The organism is Pseudomonas sp. K5002 (assembly GCF_013386655.1).
Taxonomy (GTDB): Bacteria; Pseudomonadota; Gammaproteobacteria; order Pseudomonadales; family Pseudomonadaceae; genus Aquipseudomonas.
This window is the reverse complement of sequence record NZ_JACARK010000284.1, coordinates 1-3,256: the sequence shown is the minus strand read 5'-3', so window position 1 is coordinate 3,256 and position 3,256 is coordinate 1. Positions and strand designations below refer to the sequence as shown.

Annotated in this window: 6 protein-coding genes; all 6 read right to left on the bottom strand. The window is 62.8% G+C overall.

What is annotated here, in order from left to right; all coding sequences use genetic code 11:
- Window positions 1-721 (bottom strand): cytochrome c biogenesis protein CcsA (gene ccsA, locus HX846_RS14820; protein WP_178965628.1); only part of this gene is annotated, 721 nt, incomplete at its 3' end.
- A gap of 3 nt (window positions 722-724) precedes the next feature.
- Window positions 725-1,180: a cytochrome c maturation protein CcmE gene (gene ccmE / locus HX846_RS14815; protein WP_008434786.1), complete on the bottom strand. Its 456-nt coding sequence runs from the start codon at window positions 1,178-1,180 to the stop codon at window positions 725-727.
- Entirely contained in the window at window positions 1,177-1,353 is a 177-nt protein-coding gene (ccmD, locus tag HX846_RS14810) for a heme exporter protein CcmD (RefSeq protein WP_008434788.1), read from the bottom strand. The genes ccmE and ccmD overlap by 4 nt, the downstream gene beginning before the upstream one ends.
- Window positions 1,350-2,105: a heme ABC transporter permease gene (locus HX846_RS14805; RefSeq protein ID WP_003210634.1), complete on the bottom strand. Its 756-nt coding sequence runs from the start codon at window positions 2,103-2,105 to the stop codon at window positions 1,350-1,352. Before HX846_RS14805 ends, ccmD begins: the two co-directional genes overlap by 4 nt.
- Before the next feature lie 85 nt (window positions 2,106-2,190).
- The gene (ccmB, locus tag HX846_RS14800) at window positions 2,191-2,859 is read right to left on the bottom strand and encodes a heme exporter protein CcmB (protein WP_003210635.1); all 669 of its coding nucleotides are present in this window, start codon (window positions 2,857-2,859) and stop codon (window positions 2,191-2,193) included.
- Window positions 2,856-3,256, bottom strand: a 401-nt coding sequence (gene ccmA, locus HX846_RS14795; protein ID WP_178965627.1) for a cytochrome c biogenesis heme-transporting ATPase CcmA, incomplete at its 5' end; no start/stop codon positions are given. The genes ccmA and ccmB, both read right to left, overlap by 4 nt.

The window sequence follows — 3,256 nt, the reverse complement described above, 5'->3', positions numbered from 1 at the left end:
AGCCGAGTTCGTAGTAGGCCCACCACGAGCCCAGGGTGATGCCGATGCCGAGGAATGCCCAGGCGACGATGGTCCACGGCCGCGACCAGCGCGCCCAGGCGGCATCGAGACGCCCGCCGAGCAAGGCGGCGATGGCGAAGGCGAAGGCGACCGAGAAACCGACGTAGCCCATGTAGAGCATCGGCGGGTGCACGATAAGGCCGATGTCTTGCAGCAGCGGGTTGAGGTCGTGCCCGTCGACCGGGATCTGCGGCAGGATGCGGGTGAACGGGTTGGAGGTCATGATCAGGAACAGCAGGAAGCCGATGCTGATCATGCCCATCACCGCCAGCACCCGGGCCAGCATCACTTGCGGCAGTTGGCGGGAGAAGATCGAGACGGCAAAGGTCCAGCCGCCGAGGATCAATGCCCACAGCAGCAACGAACCTTCGTGGGCGCCCCACACGGCGCTGAACTTGTAGTACCAGGGCAAGGCGCTGTTGGAGTTATTGGCGACGTAGGCGACAGAAAAGTCGTCGGTCATGAAGGCGTAGGTCAGGCAACCGAAGGCGAACACCAGAAAGGCGAACTGGCCCCAGGCAGCCGGCTGGGCCAGGCTCATCCACAGGCGGTCACCGCGCCAGGCGCCCAGCAACGGGACCACGGCCTGGACGATGGCAAAGCACAGGGCGAGGATCATCGCCAGTTGGCCCAACTCCGGAATAAACAGTGCGGACGTCATGACTTAGCCCTCCTTGGCGGGGGTCGGGGCGGATTGGCCGCTGTCTTTGAGGGCCTTGGTGACTTCCGGCGGCATGTATTTTTCATCGTGCTTGGCCAGCACTTCATCGGCCACCACCACGCCGTCGGCGTTGAGCTTGCCGAGGGCAACGATGCCCTGCCCTTCGCGGAACAGGTCCGGGAGGATGCCGCGGTAGGTGATGGTCACGGATTTGTTGAAGTCGGTGACGATGAACTTGACGTCCAGGGAGTCGCCGGAGCGTTGCAACGAGCCTTTCTCGACCATGCCACCGGCACGGATTCGGGTGTCCAGCGGCGCTTCGCCGTTGGCGATCTGGGTCGGGGTGTAGAACAGGTTGATGTTCTCCCGCAGGGCGCTCAGGGCCAGGGTCACGGCAATGCCGACACCGGCCATGATGGCCAGGATGATCAACAGACGCTTTCTACGCAGCGGATTCACTTTTCGGTCTCCCGGCGCAAACGACGCGCCTCTTGTTGCAGGTAACGCTTGCGGGCCAGGATCGGCGCGGCGACGTTGAGGGCCAGCACCGCCAGGCAAATGCCATAGGCCGTCCAGACGTACAGGGCGTGATGGCCCATGGCGAGAAAATCACTGAAAGAGTTGAAGCTCATCCACGGGCTCCCAGGCTGTTTTGCACTTCGGCCTTGACCCAACTGGTGCGGGCTTCACGCTTGAGCACTTCGAGGCGCATGCGCAGCAGCAGCACGGCGCCGAAGAAGCAGTAGAACCCCAGCACCATCAGCAGCAGCGGCGCCCACATTTCCACGGGCATTGCCGGCTTTTCGGTGAGGGTGAAGGTGGCGCCCTGGTGCAGGGTGTTCCACCACTCCACGGAGTATTTGATGATCGGGATGTTGATCACGCCGACAATCGCCAGCACCGCGCAGGCCTTGGCGGCGCTGTCACGGTTGCTGATGGCGTTGCCCAGGGCAATCAGGCCGAAGTACAGGAACAGCAGGATCAGCATCGAGGTGAGTCGCGCATCCCATACCCACCACGAACCCCAGGTCGGCTTGCCCCAGATCGCGCCGGTGACCAGCGCCACGGCGGTCATCCAGGCACCGATGGGCGCGGCGCATTGCAGGGCCACATCCGCCAGTTTCATCTTCCACACCAGGCCGACGATGCCGCACACCGCCAGCATCACGTAGCAGGACTGGGCCAGCATCGCGGCAGGCACGTGGATGTAGATGATGCGAAAGCTGTTGCCTTGCTGATAGTCCGGCGGCGCGAAGGCCAGGCCCCAGACCAGGCCGATGCCGATCAGCAATACCGCGGCGATGCTCAACCACGGCAGCAGTTTGCCACTGATGCCGTAAAACCATTTGGGCGAGCCGAGCTTGTGAAACCAGGTCCAGTTCATGCTGTTTCCATCACGGTTGCTTCTCGTCGTTGCGAGAAGCTTAGGGTCTTTACTGGTTAAGGTTCTATCGCTTAACCAGACCTCATTATTCGCCGACGCTGATCTTCAGGCCAGCCGCTATAGCAAAGGGTGTCAGGGTTACCGCCAGGGCGGCCAGGCTGCCAAGCCACAGGAGGTAACCGGTCGCCGGCATGCCCTGGAGCGCGGCTTGCAACGCGCCGCTGCCCAGGATCAACACCGGGATATACAAAGGCAAGATCAGCAGCGCCAACAACAGGCCACCGCGTTTCAAACCGACGGTCAGTGCCGCACCTACGGCGCCCAGTAGACTGAGAACCGGCGTGCCAAGCAACAAGGAAAGGAGCAACACCGGCAGGCATTCGGTGGGCAACCCCAGCATCATCGCCAGCAGCGGCGCGAGCAATACCAGCGCCAGGCCGGAAAACGCCCAGTGTGCCAGTACCTTGGCCAATACCAGAAGTGGCAGGGGGTGCGACGAAAGGACCCACTGTTCGAGGGAACCGTCTTCAAAATCACTGCGAAACAGCCCGTCCAGCGAGAGCAGGACCGACAAAAGCGCCGCCACCCAGACCAGTCCCGGAGACAAGGTTTGCAACAGTTTAGTCTCGGGGCCCACCGCCAACGGGAACAGCGCAATCACAATCGCGAAGAACACCAGCGGGTTGGCCAATTCGGCCGGACGGCGACAGAGTAACCGCGCTTCGCGGGCGACCAACAGGGCAAAAACACTCATACCGCCCACCGTCCCAGGTCGAGGTCGCGGTAACCGGCAGGCATGCGCGTCAAGGTGTGGTGAGTGGTCAGGACAACCATGCCGCCCTGCTCGCAGTGCGCGGCAAGGTGTTCTTCCAATTGGGCAACGCCTTGTTTGTCGAGGGCGGTGAAGGGTTCGTCGAGAATCCATAGCGGCGGGCCGTCGAGATACAAACGGGCCAGCGCCACGCGGCGCTGCTGGCCGGCGGACAGGGTGTGGCAGGGAACGTCTTCGAAACCCTTGAGGCCAACCGCGGCCAGCGCCTGCCAGATCGCCTCGCGGCTGGCGGGATGATGCAGGGCGCTGAGCCAGCTGAGGTTTTCTTCAGCGGTGAGCACATCCTTGATCCCGGCGGCGTGGCCGATCCAGATCAGGT